This window comes from Sedimentibacter sp. MB31-C6, from assembly GCF_035934735.1.
Lineage (GTDB): Bacteria > Bacillota > Clostridia > Tissierellales > Sedimentibacteraceae > Sedimentibacter.
This window is the reverse complement of sequence record NZ_CP142396.1, coordinates 1,437,453-1,453,262: the sequence shown is the minus strand read 5'-3', so window position 1 is coordinate 1,453,262 and position 15,810 is coordinate 1,437,453. Positions and strand designations below refer to the sequence as shown.

Annotated in this window: 17 protein-coding genes; 5 read left to right on the top strand and 12 right to left on the bottom strand. The window is 27.6% G+C overall.

Annotated elements, in window-relative coordinates; all coding sequences use genetic code 11:
* Positions 1-10 precede the first annotated feature (10 nt).
* Positions 11-733 (top strand): ComF family protein, encoded by a 723-nt coding sequence (locus U8307_RS06930; RefSeq protein ID WP_326911407.1) that lies wholly within the window; start codon positions 11-13, stop codon positions 731-733.
* Between the two features lie 6 nt (positions 734-739).
* Here the strand turns inward: U8307_RS06930 and U8307_RS06925 are convergent, their stop codons facing one another.
* The 3 genes from U8307_RS06925 to U8307_RS06915 all read right to left on the bottom strand — a co-directional run bounded on the left by U8307_RS06925 (position 740) and on the right by U8307_RS06915 (position 3,389).
* Positions 740-1,306, bottom strand: coding sequence for a 5-formyltetrahydrofolate cyclo-ligase (locus U8307_RS06925; protein ID WP_326911405.1), 567 nt, complete (start codon positions 1,304-1,306; stop codon positions 740-742).
* Positions 1,307-1,313: 7 nt separating this feature from the next.
* Positions 1,314-1,931: a site-2 protease family protein gene (locus U8307_RS06920; RefSeq protein ID WP_326911404.1), complete on the bottom strand. Its 618-nt coding sequence runs from the start codon at positions 1,929-1,931 to the stop codon at positions 1,314-1,316.
* A 123-nt stretch (positions 1,932-2,054) separates the two neighbouring features.
* Positions 2,055-3,389 (bottom strand): hemolysin family protein, encoded by a 1,335-nt coding sequence (locus U8307_RS06915; protein ID WP_326911403.1) that lies wholly within the window; start codon positions 3,387-3,389, stop codon positions 2,055-2,057.
* A gap of 211 nt (positions 3,390-3,600) precedes the next feature.
* On the opposite strand from U8307_RS06915, the gene U8307_RS06910 reads away from it, so the two are divergent.
* The gene (locus U8307_RS06910; protein ID WP_326911400.1) at positions 3,601-4,179 is read left to right on the top strand and encodes a DUF5317 family protein; all 579 of its coding nucleotides are present in this window, start codon (positions 3,601-3,603) and stop codon (positions 4,177-4,179) included.
* Between the two features lie 39 nt (positions 4,180-4,218).
* On the opposite strand, the gene U8307_RS06905 is transcribed toward U8307_RS06910, so the two are convergent.
* The 4 genes from U8307_RS06905 to U8307_RS06890 all read right to left on the bottom strand — a co-directional run bounded on the left by U8307_RS06905 (position 4,219) and on the right by U8307_RS06890 (position 8,111).
* The gene (locus U8307_RS06905) at positions 4,219-5,139 is read right to left on the bottom strand and encodes an SPFH domain-containing protein (protein ID WP_326911398.1); all 921 of its coding nucleotides are present in this window, start codon (positions 5,137-5,139) and stop codon (positions 4,219-4,221) included.
* 13 nt (positions 5,140-5,152) lie between these two features.
* Positions 5,153-5,587: an NfeD family protein gene (locus U8307_RS06900; protein WP_326911396.1), complete on the bottom strand. Its 435-nt coding sequence runs from the start codon at positions 5,585-5,587 to the stop codon at positions 5,153-5,155.
* 94 nt (positions 5,588-5,681) lie between these two features.
* Positions 5,682-7,244, bottom strand: coding sequence for a M23 family metallopeptidase (locus U8307_RS06895; RefSeq protein WP_326911394.1), 1,563 nt, complete (start codon positions 7,242-7,244; stop codon positions 5,682-5,684).
* A 114-nt stretch (positions 7,245-7,358) separates the two neighbouring features.
* The gene (locus U8307_RS06890; RefSeq protein WP_326911392.1) at positions 7,359-8,111 is read right to left on the bottom strand and encodes an exodeoxyribonuclease III; all 753 of its coding nucleotides are present in this window, start codon (positions 8,109-8,111) and stop codon (positions 7,359-7,361) included.
* Positions 8,112-8,311: 200 nt separating this feature from the next.
* Here U8307_RS06890 and U8307_RS06885 point away from each other — a divergent pair, with 200 nt between their 5' ends.
* Together U8307_RS06885 and U8307_RS06880 are read left to right on the top strand one after the other, a co-directional pair.
* Positions 8,312-9,586 carry a DUF1576 domain-containing protein gene (locus tag U8307_RS06885; RefSeq protein WP_326911390.1) on the top strand — a complete coding sequence of 425 codons (1,275 nt, stop codon included), beginning with the start codon at positions 8,312-8,314 and terminating at the stop codon, positions 9,584-9,586.
* A 1-nt stretch (position 9,587) separates the two neighbouring features.
* Entirely contained in the window at positions 9,588-9,929 is a 342-nt protein-coding gene (locus tag U8307_RS06880) for a hypothetical protein (protein ID WP_326911388.1), read from the top strand.
* Between the two features lie 76 nt (positions 9,930-10,005).
* On the opposite strand, the gene U8307_RS06875 is transcribed toward U8307_RS06880, so the two are convergent.
* Positions 10,006-11,097, bottom strand: a complete 1,092-nt coding sequence (locus U8307_RS06875) for an alanine/ornithine racemase family PLP-dependent enzyme (RefSeq protein ID WP_326911386.1) — start codon at positions 11,095-11,097, stop codon at positions 10,006-10,008.
* Between the two features lie 8 nt (positions 11,098-11,105).
* Positions 11,106-11,570: a tRNA adenosine(34) deaminase TadA gene (tadA, locus tag U8307_RS06870; protein WP_326911384.1), complete on the bottom strand. Its 465-nt coding sequence runs from the start codon at positions 11,568-11,570 to the stop codon at positions 11,106-11,108.
* Between the two features lie 167 nt (positions 11,571-11,737).
* On the opposite strand from tadA, the gene U8307_RS06865 reads away from it, so the two are divergent.
* On the top strand, positions 11,738-12,736 hold the full coding sequence (locus tag U8307_RS06865) for an S-layer homology domain-containing protein (protein WP_326911382.1): 999 nt from the start codon (positions 11,738-11,740) through the stop codon (positions 12,734-12,736).
* A 67-nt stretch (positions 12,737-12,803) separates the two neighbouring features.
* On the opposite strand, the gene U8307_RS06860 is transcribed toward U8307_RS06865, so the two are convergent.
* From U8307_RS06860 to U8307_RS06850, 3 genes are read right to left on the bottom strand one after another with little or no spacing between them, the layout of a single operon-like run.
* Complete coding sequence (locus U8307_RS06860) at positions 12,804-14,549, bottom strand: hypothetical protein (RefSeq protein WP_326911380.1); 1,746 nt, start codon at positions 14,547-14,549, stop codon at positions 12,804-12,806.
* A complete protein-coding gene (locus U8307_RS06855) occupies positions 14,524-15,426 on the bottom strand; it encodes an ABC transporter ATP-binding protein (protein ID WP_326911378.1) in 903 nt (300 codons plus the stop codon). The genes U8307_RS06860 and U8307_RS06855 overlap by 26 nt, the downstream gene beginning before the upstream one ends.
* 8 nt (positions 15,427-15,434) lie before the next feature.
* The gene (locus U8307_RS06850) at positions 15,435-15,806 is read right to left on the bottom strand and encodes a GntR family transcriptional regulator (protein ID WP_326911375.1); all 372 of its coding nucleotides are present in this window, start codon (positions 15,804-15,806) and stop codon (positions 15,435-15,437) included.
* Positions 15,807-15,810 lie beyond the last annotated feature (4 nt).

Sequence of the window (15,810 nt, the reverse complement as noted above, 5' to 3'; positions counted from 1 at the left end):
GGAGTTTTCTATGAAAACATATATAGAATCATTTTTAGAGCTATTATATCCTGAAAAAAACACATGCTTTATTTGCGATATATATGATGAATCGATAGAAGATAAATATATATGCAGCAGTTGTGAAGGTTCTATAAAAAAATTAATACCTCCTCTATGCACTAAATGTTCTAAACCTATTGATTACAACATGTCAGTACTATTATGTCCTGACTGTATTAATGATATTAAGTATTTTGAATCTTCTAAATCACCTTTCTTCTATGATGGACTTATCAAAAAGAGTATCTATAGCTTTAAATATTATAATAAACCTTATTACTATAAGTTATTTGGAAAATTGTTAGTTGATTATATGATAAATATAAATTATGTAAATTTTGATTATATTATTCCTGTTCCGTTACACTCTACTAAAATGAAAAAAAGAGGTTACAATCAATCAGAATTAGTGGCAAGATATATTTCGAATAAATTAAACATACCATACTTAAATGCATTAAAAAGAGTTAAAAAAACAATAAAACAAAGTCAAAAAAGTAAGGAAGAGCGACGAAAAAACTTAAAAGATGCATTTTCAATAAATAAAACTAAAAATATTAATAAAATAAAAAATAGTAGTGTACTGATTGTAGACGATGTCTACACAACGGGTTCCACTACTAATGAATGTTCGAAAACACTTATTAACTTCGGAGTTAATAAAGTTAATGTTATTACCATAGCAAGATAAAGACAATTAATTGTATATTTTTTCTTCTGTTACAATCATATCCATTTTTATATCATGCTCTTCATGAGGAATTTCATTTAATACTTGAAACTCATATGCAATTGCTATTGCCTTTGTGTCACTTCTTTTTTTACTCAATATTCTATCATAATAACCCTTACCAAATCCTATGCGATTTAATTTTCTGTCAAATACTACCCCCGGAACAATAATTAAATCTATTATTTTTAAATCTACAGGTGTAATTAATTCCTTTTTAGGTTCTAGATAACCAAAAGAACACCTTTTTAAATCTTGTTCTAAGTTATGAATTTCAACAGGAATTATATTAATATTTTCTACATCAGTATATGGAATCATTACAGATTTATTTTCAGAAATCATCTGATTAATTAAAAATGAAGTTATTACCTCGTTTTTAAAATCCATATATATAAAGATAGTATTACTTTTTTTATATGCTTCTGTATTAATTATTTTTTGCATAATTATTTTGCTTTTTTCAACAACATCTTCTTTATTCATATTATTTCTAATATTTAATATTTTTTTTCTTAACTCTCGTTTATTCATATTTCACCTAAAAGAATACATTCATTAATAAATTATAGAAAAAACTCACCATTGGACTTATAAACCTACCTACAAAACCAAATACAATTAAAAGCAATGTAAAAAATCTTAAATGTTCACGATATTTATAATAGAAATTCCATACAGGTGCACCTACAATATTTCCTAGTATATGGTGTCCATCTAAAGGTGGTATTGGAATTAAATTAAATACCATCAACACTAGATTTATCTGAACTGTACCGCTTAAAACAATCCATAATATTTGATTAAATGCGTTGTAAGGCAGGAATGTATCTACAACCTTCATAAGACCAGTAAATATAAATGCAATTATTAAATTAGCTAAAGGTCCCGCTACTGATACAATAGTATCATCTCTCCTAGGATTATTAAAGTTTCTTGAGTTAATCATAACTGGCTTAGCCCAACCAAACCCAAATAACAAAAGACAAAGAAAACCAAAGGGGTCTAAGTGTTTAATTGGATTTAAAGTCAGTCTCCCTTGCATTAATGGTGTATTGTCACCCATTTGTACTGCTGCATAACCATGAGCAAATTCATGTATAGAAATTCCTAATAAAATTCCAGGTAATATAAGTAATTTTCCTAATAAATAATCCATAATTCCTCCTAATCTATATATATTATATAATACATCTTAAATATAACTTAAATTATCAAATAAAAAGGCAGTAATAACTGCCTCAGATTAATGACAAAGTCAGAATTACATTAATAACATAATTTAACCTTCATTACTATTTTCATCATTATTTAAATAAACAATTGCTGTTTCTAATCTTCTTCCTTTTATTTCTGTCAATTTTATTTTAAGACCATATTCATCTAATTCAAGAGTACTGCCATCTTCAGGAATAATACCTAAAGATCCAAAAACCAAACCTCCAAAGGTTTCGAAGTCGTCATCTGGTAGAAATATTCCTAACTGTTCTGATACATCCTTTAAATAAGCTGAACCTTTTATTTTCCAAGTATTTGAATCTATTTTTTCTATAAGATTAGGCATTGGTTCAAAATTATCATCATCTAAATTACCTACTATTTGCTCAAGTAAGTCATTCATTGTTATAACACCACTCATTCCACCATATTCATCAAAGACTAGTGCAAAATGATTTCTACTTTTTTTCATATTTTGAAATAATATATCGGTACGAACTGTTTCAGGTACATAATATGCAGTCTTCACTGCCTCTTTCATAACATTTTCCCTAGATTTATCTTTTAATCTAAAATAATCTTTTATATTCAAAACTCCTATAACATTATCAGCACTAATATCACAAACTGGATATCTGGAATGTCTATTAGAAATAATTTTTTCTTCCCATTCATCATCCGTTTCATCTAACCAGAGTATTATAGTTTCTGTTCTATGAGTCATTACTTCTTCTGCAGTTTTATTATCGAATTCAAAAACATTTTGAATCATTTCTTTTTCATTTATATTTATTGAACCTTTCTCACTTCCAACATCAATCATCATACGAATATCCTCCTCTGTAACATCGTCATCTTCAGAGTTTGGGTCAATTCCAATAATTCTCAAAATTGTATTTGTTGATGCTGTCAATAACCACACTAAAGGTGCAAAGACTTTGGAAATAAAATACAGTAATCCTGCCATAGCTAAAGCAAGCTTTTCTGCATTTTTCATTGCTACTCTCTTTGGTACTAATTCTCCAAAAACTAATGTAAAGTACGAAAGTATTAATGTAATTATAATAACAGATATTGTATTAAGTGTTGACGCAGGAACATTAAGGCCTAGATTTAGCAAGTAATGAGTTAACCTACTGGCAAAGTTATCTGCAGCAAATGCACTACCAAAAAAACCTGCTAAAGTAATTCCTACTTGTATTACAGATAAAAATTGAGAAGGTTGATCTGTTAACTTTGAAATTTTTATAGCCTTCTTGTTACCTTCTGCTGTCATTTTTGCTATTTTGTTATCGTTCATTGAAATAACAGCAATTTCAGCACAAGCAAAAATTGCATTTACAAAAATTAAAATAATTTGTAAAACTAATGGACCCCATATAGAGCCTTCTTCTAGCAAAATAGTAACCTCCTAATATACCCAATATATATAATTTACTGAAATAATAACATATATATTATATCCAGTCAATATTCAAATATTAAGCTTAAAGCTTGTTTTATCTAATTATTTGTCAAGACTTATATTTAATCTGGAATAATTTTTATTGATATAATGTAAAATATAATGTAAAATATTAATAGAAAAATATGGAGGATTGTATAGAGTTATGTATATTGAAGCCCTAATTTTAGGAATTATTGTTGGTTTAGTTAGAAGGGGAAAGATTTCAAGACTTGCCTATGCTCAATTTAACTTTAAACCACTTATTTACATATCCGCACTGTTATATTTAAGCATTATTATAATGAACTTAGGATTATTTGATTATAACTCGAAATTATATACGGGTTTCCTAATATCTTCTTATATTCTAATTGGGATATTTTTACTCACTAATATAAACAAAAAATTTATTTTTATTCCTTTAATTGGATTATGTACTAACTTAATTACATTTGTAGCTAATAGTTTCAAATTTCCTCTTTCTAGTGAGGCGGTGGCAAAAATATATGGCTCAGAAATGTTAGAGCTTCTTCATACAGGTAAAATGATTTTTTTCATACCAGCCGAAAATTCTAATTTAAAATTCTTAGGTAATATTTTTTCTGTTGGAAATTTCTTTATATTAAGTATCGGCGATATATTAGTAGCCTTAGGCGTCATATTAATTGTTCAAAATATTATGTCAGACAAATATATAAAAAACAGAAATAAGATTACTTTTTCTAAAAATATATTTAGATAAAAAACTGGGATTAATTTTTGATATTATCCCAGTTTTTTTTTATTTATCTTTAACCGTTTCTATTAAAGATGATGCAAGCCCAGCTAAACCCTGTATATTAGAAGGAACTATAATTTTTGTTGCTTGACCATTAGCTGCTTTTTCAAAGGCTTCATAACCTTTTAGTGTTAACACTTCATTATTCGGCTCAGATTCTCTTAGCATTCTTAAACCTTCTGCAGTTGCCTGTTGAATTTTTAAAATTGCTTCTGATTCACCCTCAGCTTCTCTAACTGCAGCTTCTTTATTCGCTTCAGCAGCAAGTATCGCTGCTTGTTTGCTTGCTTCAGCATCAAGAATTCGAGATTCTTTATTTCCTTCAGCTACTAATATAGCAGATCTTTTTTGTCCTTCTGCTCTAAGAATCGATTCTCTTTTCTCTCTTTCAGCTTTCATCTGTTTTTCCATTGCATCTTGTATACCTTTAGGAGGTAATATATTTTTAAGTTCAACTCTATTAATTTTAATACCCCATGGATCTGTTGCTTCATCTAATACATTGCGCATCTTTGTGTTAATAAGCTCCCTAGAAGTTAATGTCTCATCTAATTCTAAGTCACCAATTATATTTCTCAATGTTGTAGCTGTTAAATTTTCAATAGCTGTTAAAGGATTATCTACACCATATGTATATGCCTTTGGATCCGTTATCTGATAGAATATAACTGTATCTATCTGCATTGTAACATTATCTTTAGTAATAACTGGTTGTGGTGGAAAATCTACAACTTGTTCCTTTAATAAAACCCTTTTTGCAATTTTATCAATTAATGGAGTTTTAACATGTATTCCAACACCCCAAGTTCCTTGGTAAGCTCCAAGGCGCTCTACTACATAAGCTTTAGCCTGAGGCACAATTCTTATGTTTGTTGCAATTAAAATTACGATTACTACTAATAAAAATATTAATATATAAAACATTTAATACCTCCCTTTATTTTTTTCTTTCCACAATTAGTTTAACACCTCTTATTTCCTTAACTAAAACTATTTCATCTTTTTCTATAACTTCATCATTAGATGCTCTTGCAGACCAAACTTGACCCCTCACTTTTACTGTACCTTCATTATCAATATTATTTATTCTAGATTGAACTTTAACATATTCTCCTATTAAGCTGTCAGCATTTGTACGAGTTTTTCCTATTTTTAATTTTTCTACAGCAATAGGTCTTGTAAATATTAAACATATAACAGATACAACTAAAAATATTACTATCTGTATTTGAATACTAAAACCAATAATATAAATTATCAAGGCAGCTAAAGCTCCAATTGCAAACCATATCGTTGCCAAGCCTAAAGTCGATGCTTCAATAACCAGGCATGCAACAATTATACCTAACCATGTCCAACCTATATATCCCATAAATCCCTCCTTAAAGGTTCTATATTAATTATATACCATTACCTTAACTTATTAAACACTTATTTTATTGAATTTAGATAGCTAAATATTTTATTTAATCTATAATGCCACTTAAAGGCTGGTAGGTATTAACATATGTATTATATATGCTAATTGCATAGTGAAGATGTGGACCAGTGGAAAATCCTGTTGATCCTACTGTACCGATTATATCACCTTTTTCAACAGTTTCTCCTTCTTTCACTAATATAGAATCTAAATGATAATAAGATGAAAATAACCCTAATCCATGATCTATTACTATAGTATTACCTGGAGATAACAGTCCATTCATTGCAAAAGTAACAATTCCATTATTTGGAGCTTTAACCTCTGTACCAATAGAAGCAGCTAGATCTATTCCAGAATGCCTTGAAGATGACGGTTCATTATTAACATATCTTATTTCTGCATAATCAGTAGTTAGAGTACCTTCTATCGGCATAATAAAGGGGCCTTCCCATAACTTTTCAGGAGATGAGACAGTTCTTGCAGGTTTTACTAATTGAGCAAATTCTATTATGGCTTCATCATTATTATTAGTATCATTCATTTCTTCTGAAACAGTAAGATATTGAACCTTAAAATTTTTCTCTCTTATGGTTATTAACTTTGATTTAGTATATTCTGTACCTTTTCCTTTGTTAAATACTGCTTTTACTTCATATTCACCTGAATTTACATATAGATCAATAGGAAAAATAGACATATATTTATCTTTATATGAATGTACTTCGATATCTTCTACCTTATTTATATCCGTATTAATACTCACTGTTTCGTCTTTATTTAAATTTTCGACAGTAAGTACTAAAATATTTCCTGGGTAATTCTCTTTAGAAACTATTGTAAAATCTGCAGGAAAATCTGCTTCAACCATAAAACTTATTGTCTGATTACCATAATAATCCGAATTGCTTTTTAGCAACCAATGCGCCTCTGTTTCTATGAAGTATTCCCCATCTTCATAAATTCTTTTTAATACATCATTAATAGTCTTTCCCGTATGTATTATATTACCTTCCTTGTATATTCGTGCAACTTGATTGTCAGGTTCTACTTCATATGTAATATCTAATGTATCATTGTCTTTTATTATTATATTCTCATTATCTTCAGTCAACGTCCCTTGCTTTTTTACAAAATTGCCATCAACATCCTTATATGTCCAATTATATTCAACATTAGGCTTTATAATTTTATCGTTATAAATCAATGAAATATCATAAATCGTATTATCAATATAAATATATGAAAAATAATCATCTAACAATAACTTTTTAGCTATATTATCTCTTACCTTATGAATCTCATTATCCTTTGATATATATACACCTTGATTTTCAATATCAAAACTAAATATATAAACTTCAACTTCTGAATTTTTATTAATATATACTTCAAAGGGAAATAATGAAGTAATATCTTCGTCTGATTTTTCATTCTTACGTAAAGCATCTGAAATATTTGCAGCAGTTTCACTATCCGTAGATATTGTAATTTTTTCACCATTTTTTATATTAACTAACTTTATTTCTGTAATGTCAGATGCATATATGCCACAACCAGCAATAAAGATTGTCATTACAAGTAATAATAAATATTTATATATTTTCATTTTACCTCCTATTCCTCTATAGTTTTTGTCTTTAATATCGATTTATACATTGTATTATAATTAACAAATATTATCCATATATTTTATATAAACTAAAGATTAAGGCATTAAATATTATTTGATAATTATGCCAACAGGACAATGATCACTACCATAAATTTCAGGGCAAATAAATGATTTTTCTAAATTATCTTCAAAATTTTTAGAAATAATAAAATAATCGATTCTCCATCCCACATTTTTATCACGTGCGCGACCAAAATAAGACCACCATGAATATGAATCCTTCTTATCAGGATAAAAATACCTATATGTATCTATAAAACCAGCTTCTAAAAGTTCTGTCATTTTAGACCTTTCCTCTTTTGTAAAACCAGCATTTTTTACATTAGTTTTCGGATTTTTTAAATCTATTTCTTTGTGTGCTACATTCAAATCCCCACACATAATCACCGGCTTTATTTTATGTAATTTCAACAGATAATTCCTAAAATCATCTTCCCATTTCATTCTGTATTCAAGCCTTAGTAATTCACGTTTAGAATTTGGAGTATATACATTTACAAGATAAAATTTATCGTACTCTAAAGTTATTATTCTTCCTTCTTTATCATGTTCTTCAATTTCCATTCCATATTGAATTGAAATAGGTTTTTCTTTAGTAAATACAGCAGTTCCTGAATAACCCTTTTTCTCAGCATAATTCCAATAATCATAATACCCTTTTAAATCTAACTCTATTTGTCCTTTTTGCAATTTTATTTCTTGTACACAAAAAATATCAGCGTTCAAATCATTAAAAACATCTATAAAACCTTTTTTAACACAAGCTCTTAATCCATTAACATTCCAAGATACTAATTTCATAATATCCTCCTTTATTTTACTAGTTCATATTATAATAAATTTATTATATACTATAAAATAATTTATTTAAATACTTTTTATGTAATGTATTAAAAGTTAAAAAATATTATAATTTTTCATTGATAATTATTTTACATTGTGTTAAAATTATTCTAATAAATTTTTCATATAAAATGGTTTTATCGAGGGGGAGATATTATTTGAGTGGAATTAAACAAAAAAAAATAGGTTTCAAAATAGGTAGAATAGAAAATTTAGAAATATTATTAATTTTTCCCACCCTTTTATTTATCTTAGCATTCGTTTTTGACAATCCTAATAATATATTTCATGGACTATATAGCATTATTATATCCCCAGATATATTACTTACAGACTATTTGAAAATAGGTGGTTTAGGTGCCACTTTTGTCAACACTTCACTTCTAGCTTTCTTTAATATTTTTATAATTTACAAATTACAATTAAAAATTAATGGCGCTTTAATAGCTGCTACATATACTATTATTGGTTTTTCATTTTTTGGTAAAAATATTTTTAACGTATGGCCTATGTATATTGGAGGATATTTATATATAAAATACCATCAAATTGAATTCAAGAATATTTTAGTGGTTGTTATGTTTTCAACAGCTCTTGCACCAGCAGTAAGCGAATTATCTTTTTCCCTAAATTTGCCTATTTATATAGGTTTACCATTAGGCATATTTTTCGGCATTATTTGTGGCTATATTATTACACCACTTTCATCTAATATGAGTAGGGTACACGATGGTTATAACTTATATAATATTGGTTTTACAGCTGGAATTATAGGAATTGTTCTTAACTCAATTCTTAGAAGTTTTGGTATAAATATTCCTCAGCAACAAATATTGTCTACGGAATATGATACATTTCTAAAAATTTTGCTGTTTCTTTTTTTCATTTTGTTGATTATAATAGGATATGTAATTAACAATAAATCATTTAAGGGTTACAATAAAATATTTAATTTTTCTGGAAGGCTGGTAACTGATTTTACTCAATTGGTTGGATATGGTTTAACCTTTATTAATATGGGTATAATGGGGCTGATAGCTATGAGTTTTGTCTTTTTAGCCGGTGGTAACGGAATCTTTAACGGACCAGTTGTAGGCGGTATTTTTACTGTAGTAGGTTTTGCTGCTCTTGGAAAACACCCTAAAAATACTATTCCCATTATGATAGGCGTTTTCTTAGCAGGTATACTCAAAATATGGAATATGCAATCAACTCCAGTTATAATAGCTGGGCTATTTGGCACAACACTTGCTCCTATAACTGGAAAGTATGGATTTTCTGCAGGAATTATCGCCGGATTTTTACATCTTTCTGTTGCTATGAATGTAGGAACTTCTCATGGTGGTATTAATTTATATAACAATGGCTTTTCAGGAGGGTTAGTCGCAGCATTTTTATATTCGTTATTTGATACCCTTAGGAAAGGAGACTAAAATGAAATATGAAATTCAAAAAATTTCTCGAATAGTAGATGTCATGATAGATTTCTATTTATCTCGTTCTGCAAAAAAAACCAATTTTTCTATAGAAGAAAAAAAAGGTAAGTTTATAATAAATGTATATGCTGAACAAATAGATTGTAATTATGAAAAAATCGAAGAAATGAAGGAACTCCTAAATGTTCAAAGACAAAGAGAAATGGAAGAATACTATTGGCAACTTGCTGGAAATGATATTGACGGAGAAGAAATTAATTTAATTGGAATGATGGTAGATGAAGCAACAGTTGAATATAATTGTCCTTCTTTAGAGATAACATTAATAAGATATAAATGAACTTATAATAATGTATGTAATTCTGATAATTGTACTTTTTATTAAAACGCAGAATTACATACATTTTTCAATATAATTAATCTTTTACTATTTTCTTATGAACATATTCAGATAATGACGAAAACAACATTGCCTGATATAAAACATTAAATTCTATTATATCCCCAAGTTTATATTGAACTTTGCTATCTTCAATATCCAATATAGTATGATCACTACTTGCTCCTAACACTTCGATGTTTTTATCCTTTGGAACTAACTTTGATGAATCTCCAACATCTTGATTTCCTAAAGCAACAATTGCTCTTTTTCTAATTCCCCTATCTTCATACTTTCCGTATTCACCAAAAGCATTAACCATAAGCTGTCCAATAGGATAAGTAGGTTTATCATTAATTTCGATGATTTGTGCCTTTAAAATAAAAGTGTCTGGGTCAAGGCCTTCAATACTAGTATCCCAATATAATGGTAAGTCTTGAGTATTATTAATTCCTTCTCCAATACGTAAATGATTTATTTTCTTAGGTACTTCTCCTCGTACTAGAAGTGGAAGTGTTGTTGTACCCCCTCCCGATATAATATTAAGATTACGTTTCAACTTATTTTCTATAAGCTCAGCTGTTGTACATAGTTCTCCTAAATTCTCTGAGGTAGGAGCAATTGATCCATAGCAACTTAAATTAGTCCCTATACCTTCAAGTTGTATATATTTTAATTCATTTTCAACGTAAAGAGAAAAATCTATTAATTCTTCTCTTGTGAAAACCCCTTCCCTTAAATCCCCTAAATCATACATTAATATAACTTTATATATTTTATTTTGCTTTTCTGCCTCTTTATTTAACTTTGTCATAGTTTCCCTCTCGGAAATAAGACACATATCACTGTATTTAACTACATCTTCTAATTCACATTCCATAGGTATTCTTACAAGGAGTAGTGGTATTTTAATATTTAATTCTTTTAATATTTTTAATTGCTCAATCCTTGAGCTACCTAACTGAGAACAACCTCCCTTAGCCATTTCTAATGCTGCTTCTGTAATACCACCAAATCCCTTTATTATTCCTGCTATCTTTATTCCTTGTTCATTGCATACTTCTGTAACTCGTTTTGTGTTGTTGTACATTTTTTTTAAATTAACTTCAAGTGTTGGATATTTGTTCATGTTTCCTCCTATATTTCAAATTTTTTGCATTCCCTTAATTCTTTAAAAAAATCTTTTAAAACCTTTGAACACTCTTCTTCTAACACTCCAAATTTAACATCTATATTATGGTTTAGTTCATCCATTTGGACAATATTTAATATAGAACCACATGCCCCACTTTTAAAATCTCTAGCACCTATTATAAGCTTTTCTACTCGGGCATTAATCAGTGCACCTGCACACATTGGACAAGGTTCTAATGTTACATACATTGAACATCCAGGCAACCTCCAACCCCCTAAATTCCTACAGGCATCCTTAATAGCAGAAATTTCAGCATGTAATGTTGCATCTTTTAAAGTTTCTTTTTGATTATACCCTCTTCCAACTATTTTCCCATCTTTTACTATTATTGCACCTATTGGCACTTCTTTAAGCTCAGAAGCTTTATATGCTTCTATTAAAGCTTCTGACATAAATTTTTCATCCATAATTATCCTTAAATTGTTTTATTTATTATATTATAGTTTACTTTTATTGTATAAGTCAATATGCTTATGTCTATTATTACCTATTTACTTATCAATGAAAGAGCTTTATAATTGAAATACAGGAAAATATAAATTTTCCATATTTTTATACATAAAGGAGGACTACATTGAATTTAATTAAAAAAATTTCAGTTTTAGGACTTTGTTTTACTATAACTTTCAATCCAATCGCTAATGCAGATATATTAGATTCTATACTAGACATTGAACCTGCGGAAACTACAACGCCAGGTGCAATATCAACTAACATAGTTTCATTATCTGATATTAATGAACACTGGGCTGAAAATTGGATAAAAGAAGCTATTGAAATGGGATTTGTAAAAGGATATGAAGATAAAACATTTAAACCTGATAGAACTGTTACTAGAGCAGAATTTGCGACATTATTAAATAATGCAATTAAAAATAATGATACTGTTTCATTAAATCTCTCAGATTTAAGTGAGGATGATTGGTATTATAAAGAAATAGAAAAAGCAGTAGCTGTTGGATTTTTTGGTGGATATGAAAACAATACTTTTAGACCAAATAATCCTATAACGAGAGAAGAAGCTGCAAAAGTAGTAAGTAGTGCTATAACTACAGGAGACCTAGACGGAGATGGTGCTAATTTATTAAAAGATTACAGTGCTATTCAAGATTGGGCTAAACCAAGTGTCCAATCTGCATACAATAAGGGATATATAATTGGATATCCAGAAGGTCTCTATAAACCTACTAAAGCAGTAACCAGAGCAGAAGCAGTTAAAATAATCTATGAAATAATTAAAAATGAAAATATTGAACGAGGTTTTAATTTAACAAATAGTAATGAAACTTACTACGGCGCAGTAGTCGTAGGTGATTTAAATGTATTAGATTCAGTTGGTACAGGTAGTGTATATATAAATAACGTTACAGTTTTAGGAGACATAGTCGTTTCTGCAGAGAATTTAAATTCAATAGATATGACAGATGTAAAGGCGAGAAGTATTATAGTTAAAGATAAAAATAATACATTAAAAATTATTTGTCACGATAATATTAACATAAAAAATTCACAACTGCCTTCAAAAGTTATAATACAAAAATTAGGAAACAATATTACAATTGGAAATCAATAAATCATTATTAAAAATAATCGAATAAAAATGTAGGGAGCACATTCATCATGCTCCCCATTTTTATAATTTAATATAAATCTAAAAGCTCTATTGTATTTTTAAATTCTTTATTAATATATATAGTATCTATTGTTCTTTCTTCATCTGTAATATCAAATATATCTAAAATATATCCTTCATCATTATCTTTTTTCTCAAAAGAATGAAAATAATTCCCATATAATAATCCTTCAAAGGTCTTATCTTTTTTCGTCATTAGGATGTCCATATCATTTGTCAACGAATCACGAATTTCACCTAAATCAATCTTAACTTCCATCATTTCATAATTTCTAGCATCTCTTAAATTACAGTATATATTTCTTTCACTATAATAATTTTCATCATACAGATAATAGTATTGTTTTTCTTTAAATTCCTGAGATGTAATAATCCTATTAGCAATTTCATCCTTTTTTAAATTTATGGAATTATCTTCTGAAATTCCATCAATATTATAATCTCGAATTAAATAACTTCCATCGCTCATCCAATAAATTATTACAATATTACTACGATAGTAATAATCATCAAAATAATAGCTTTGATTGTTAATAAGTTCATTCTGCAACTCAGCTATATTTTCTATATTCTCTGTTTCAGTAAATAGAGTTATTCCGTTTTCTCTTTGTAACTTTAAAAGCGTTTCTTGGTCTAAAACATTATCATCGTTTAAACTTTGATTAACTCTATTTAATATCCAAGATGAAGAACCTACACAAGCCATTTCAACATCTTCCGAATTCGGAACAACATTTTTATATTTATTAGCTATGGCAATTGTACTACCAGTCAATGCTATAAAGCCAGCCATACTTATTGCAAATACCCTTATTGATAATTTTGAAATTCTAAATGATTTTTCTATAACTGCAATTATAATATAATATGTAAGCATAGCTAAAATCATTGAAACTATAACTTTATTTAATATACTGTTTCTATAAGACATAAATGAAAATGCTGCAGGCATAATTAAACTTGCTAATACTGAAACAAAATACTTATAACCATCAAATACTATAAAGTTTCCTGTGTTTTCATTTTTTCTATTTTTTATACACTTATTCATAATTAAAGTAATTAATAATAATATGCATCCTAATATCAATACATAAATTACATCAACAGACTCATCTACATACTTGAAAAAGTATATGTATTCTAGCTTATAAATTGTATTTACAAAGTATTCCATAAGAACATTTGCACTAAATCCTATTACTATGTTTTCAAGTATTGAGAAAACAAAATTAATTATCAAATATATTATTGCAGGTAAAGCAAAGTTAAATACAGTCATAGCACCTGCCATAATAGTATTTCCTGTTAATATAGAAGACAGAGAAGCTAAAAATATACCTACCGTAAGCCAAGGAATTACAAATTTAAAAGATTCAAAAATTCTGAAATCTAGTCCTTGAAAAACGATAGAAATAGTCAACAAAATTATTAGAAAAGCTGTAAACACTAAATTTGATATAATTTGAACTTCAATTTGTTTTTTTAATGTTACTGGCTTTGATTTATAATACGAAAGTTTAGCATCACTATGAAGAAAACTGTTGTCAATCATACAATTTACAAATACTATTATAAATGTTTCTACAATTCCAAACATTATAAAAAATTCTTCATCAAATTTTAAGATATAAGGTATTAATAGTGTTGTTACAAATATTATAACAGTTGATAATAAATACCAATTTTTCTTGCCCTTAATTGAATTTATAAGAAGTGGTATAAAATTACTTTTCTTTAATTTCTGTTCCATATCCTACCCCTCCTAGCTCTGTAATAAATATTTCTTCAAGACTCATTGAAAGTTTGTCAAATAATAAAAGTTTATATTTACTTTCTAAAAATTTTTTAAATTCTTCTATACTGCCTGTTAATACACAAATATAAACACTTCCAATTTTCACTGTTTTTATAATATTAAAATCTTTTAATTCATTAGTGTTAAATTCCCCATCTACAGCAAACTGAACTCTTTTTATTTCTTCCTTCATTTTTTCTAAACTTTCTTCTTTTAAAATTTTACCTTCATGCATTATGCCTACTCTATCGCAAATATTGTCAAGTTCCTTTAAATCATGAGAAGAAATAATAACTATCATTTCATTTTCCATAACTTCTTGAATTAAAACATCCCAAAATTTTCTTTTAATAACTGCATCTAACCCATCTACTATTTCATCAAGAAGTAGAACTTTTGGTTGAGTTGATATAGCTAATACAAAAGCCGCTTGTTTTTTTTGTCCTTTGGACATTTTATTTAAATTTTTATTTTTATCAATATTAAAAAATTTTATAAGCTCTTCAAATTTTTCTCTAGATATATTTTCATACATTAATTTTTCATATTGAAATAGCTTTTCTAAAGTATATTGATATGGAAAAAATAAATTATCCTGTACATAATAAAAATCTTTTATTACACCTGAATTCTCTTCTACTATTTCATCATTAATATAAACATTACCTTTATCTTGTTTATATATATTCATTATGTGTTTTAGTAAAGTTGTTTTGCCGCAGCCATTTGAACCTACTAATCCATATATTTGACCTTTATCTGCATTTAAATTTATATTATACAAAACTTGAAAATCGCCAAAATTCTTATTTAAATCATTTATTTTTAACATATAACCTCCTAACTATTGCTACCATTAAGAATATTTTTAAATATTTCGGTTAAATCATGATCACTCAACCCAAGTTCTTTTAAAGATTTAATTGCCTTTGCAAGCTTAATCTTTAACTTTTTAATATGTAGCATCCTTAATTCATCAGCACTCTTAACAAAACTTCCAATGCCCTTCACAGAATAAATATAGTTATCAGTTTCTAAATTCTTGAATGCCTTTTGTATTGTATTAGGATTAACTTTTATTAATGAAGCTAACTCACGTACTGATGGTAACTTCTCATCAGGTTTTAGAGCTCTTGATAATATTAACCTTGCAAATTCTTCATAAATTTGTTCATGTATTGCCTTTGAGCTATTATAATCAATATTTACCAAATTT

What these genes read in the sequence shown, in the direction of transcription:
- U8307_RS06930 (WP_326911407.1), top strand. Translation starts at nt 11, where the DNA reads ATGAAAACATATATAGAATCATTTTTAGAGCTATTATATCCTGAAAAA.
- U8307_RS06925 (WP_326911405.1), bottom strand. Translation starts at nt 1,306, where the DNA reads ATGAATAAACGAGAGTTAAGAAAAAAAATATTAAATATTAGAAATAAT.
- U8307_RS06920 (WP_326911404.1), bottom strand. Translation starts at nt 1,931, where the DNA reads ATGGATTATTTATTAGGAAAATTACTTATATTACCTGGAATTTTATTA.
- U8307_RS06910 (WP_326911400.1), top strand. Translation starts at nt 3,601, where the DNA reads ATGTATATTGAAGCCCTAATTTTAGGAATTATTGTTGGTTTAGTTAGA.
- U8307_RS06905 (WP_326911398.1), bottom strand. Translation starts at nt 5,139, where the DNA reads ATGTTTTATATATTAATATTTTTATTAGTAGTAATCGTAATTTTAATT.
- U8307_RS06900 (WP_326911396.1), bottom strand. Translation starts at nt 5,587, where the DNA reads ATGGGATATATAGGTTGGACATGGTTAGGTATAATTGTTGCATGCCTG.
- U8307_RS06895 (WP_326911394.1), bottom strand. Translation starts at nt 7,244, where the DNA reads ATGAAAATATATAAATATTTATTATTACTTGTAATGACAATCTTTATT.
- U8307_RS06890 (WP_326911392.1), bottom strand. Translation starts at nt 8,111, where the DNA reads ATGAAATTAGTATCTTGGAATGTTAATGGATTAAGAGCTTGTGTTAAA.
- U8307_RS06880 (WP_326911388.1), top strand. Translation starts at nt 9,588, where the DNA reads ATGAAATATGAAATTCAAAAAATTTCTCGAATAGTAGATGTCATGATA.
- U8307_RS06875 (WP_326911386.1), bottom strand. Translation starts at nt 11,097, where the DNA reads ATGAACAAATATCCAACACTTGAAGTTAATTTAAAAAAAATGTACAAC.
- tadA (WP_326911384.1), bottom strand. Translation starts at nt 11,570, where the DNA reads ATGGATGAAAAATTTATGTCAGAAGCTTTAATAGAAGCATATAAAGCT.
- U8307_RS06860 (WP_326911380.1), bottom strand. Translation starts at nt 14,549, where the DNA reads ATGGAACAGAAATTAAAGAAAAGTAATTTTATACCACTTCTTATAAAT.
- U8307_RS06855 (WP_326911378.1), bottom strand. Translation starts at nt 15,426, where the DNA reads ATGTTAAAAATAAATGATTTAAATAAGAATTTTGGCGATTTTCAAGTT.